This is a genomic window from Nitratidesulfovibrio oxamicus (assembly GCF_015731765.1).
GTDB classification, from domain to species: Bacteria; Desulfobacterota; Desulfovibrionia; order Desulfovibrionales; family Desulfovibrionaceae; genus Cupidesulfovibrio; species Cupidesulfovibrio oxamicus.
The window spans coordinates 1-1,475 of the sequence record NZ_VRYY01000537.1 but is presented as its reverse complement, the minus strand read 5'-3'; the positions used below and the strand labels follow the sequence as shown (position 1 = coordinate 1,475).

2 protein-coding genes are annotated in these 1,475 nt (G+C 71.1%); one reads left to right on the top strand and one right to left on the bottom strand.

The genetic code is table 11. The features are described 5' to 3' along the window. The coding region (locus tag FVW20_RS15075) for a CobD/CbiB family cobalamin biosynthesis protein (RefSeq protein ID WP_196610245.1) at positions 1-851 on the top strand (851 nt) is incomplete at its 5' end. Positions 852-1,087: 236 nt separating this feature from the next. On the opposite strand, the gene FVW20_RS15070 is transcribed toward FVW20_RS15075, so the two are convergent. Then, positions 1,088-1,354, bottom strand: a complete 267-nt coding sequence (locus tag FVW20_RS15070; RefSeq protein ID WP_167125428.1) for a DksA/TraR family C4-type zinc finger protein — start codon at positions 1,352-1,354, stop codon at positions 1,088-1,090. Positions 1,355-1,475: the final 121 nt, after the last annotated feature.

Here is a 1,475-nt window from a genome sequence, read left to right as displayed (position 1 = left end):
TGGCCCCGTGGCTGGGCGCGCTGGTGGCCGTGTATTTCGCCTGGGCCGGGCTGGCCCTGGGCAGCCTGCTGCGCGAAGGGCGGCGCACCCTGCATGCCATCGAACACGGGACGCTGGACGAGGCCCGCACGGCGGTGTCCATGCTGGTCAGCCGCGACACGGCGCAACTGGATCGCCCGGACCTGCGCCGCGCGCTGGCGGAAACGCTGGCCGAGAATTTCAACGACGGATTCGTGGCCCCGTTCTTCTGGCTGCTGCTGGGCGGCCCCGCCGCGCTGTGGGCCTACAAGGCGGTGAGCACCATGGATTCCATGTGGGGCTACCGTACGGACCGCTGGCGAGACCTTGGCCGGGCCTGTGCCCGGCTGGATGACGTGCTGGCGTGGTTGCCCGCGCGGCTGGCTGTCTTTTTTCTGTGGCTGTCCGCGCCGCTGGTTCTGGCGGGCAAGGGGGCGCGCGGGGGCCCGGGCGGGACGCACGGTGGCTGGCAGGGCTTCGGTCCCATGGCCCGCGATGCGCGGAGCATGGAATCGCCCAACGCGGGCTGGCCCATGAGCGCCGCCGCGTGGCTGCATGGTGCGCCCATGGGAGGGCCTACCCCCTATTTCGGGGCGGTGAAGCACAAGCCGGTGCTGGGGCCGCGCATGGATGCGAACGGGGGGTGTTGCACTGTCGCGAATGCCTGCGACACCGCCTCCTCGTCCGCCTCCGCGTCTGCTCTCGCATGCGCCCCCCCTCCGGCATGGGATGCCGAGCGGCTGGAGGGGCTGCTGCGCCACCTGCGCGTGGCCGGGCTGACGGCGGCGGTCTGCCTGTGGGCCGGGACGTTGCTGTTGCGCGTGCTGGCGTAGCGGGCAGGACGGGATAGGGCTGGACTGGGCGGGTCCGATCAGGGCCGACCGGGGCCGATCAGGGCGACCGGGTCCGATCAGGGCCGACCGGGGCTGGCTCGGCCAGAACAGGGTTGGGCCGGGCAGGGTCCCGGGCAAAAGACCATCGACCGGAAATGCAAAGGGAGGCGCTTCGCAAAGTTCCTCCCTTCCTTTTGGCATTCGTCCTTCTCGTGCTCCCGTCAGGGCAACTGCCGTCAACGCAACTGGCTGTCCTTGCTGCCCTTGCGGTTGTACAGCGAAACAGTCTGGCGGTCCCGGTCGGCCTCCTGCTGGCAGGGCACGCACAGGCGCACGCCGGGCAGGGCCTTGCGCCGGGCTTCCGGAATGGGGTCGCCGCACTCCTCGCAAAAGTCCAGACCCGGCCCCCTGGGCAGGCTGTCGCGTGCCCGTTGCACCTCGTCGGCGATGGAGTCGCGTATCTGATCGTTGACGGCGTTGTCGCCCGCCCATCCGGTGGCCACGGTGTCTCCTCGCGCGGGGTGGTTCGTCGCGCATGGCTCGTTTGTAATGCCCGCGTCCGCGCCGTCAAGGGGGCGGCGCAGTCAGGGGGGTGGCGCAGTCAGGGGGGGCGCAGCCAGGGGC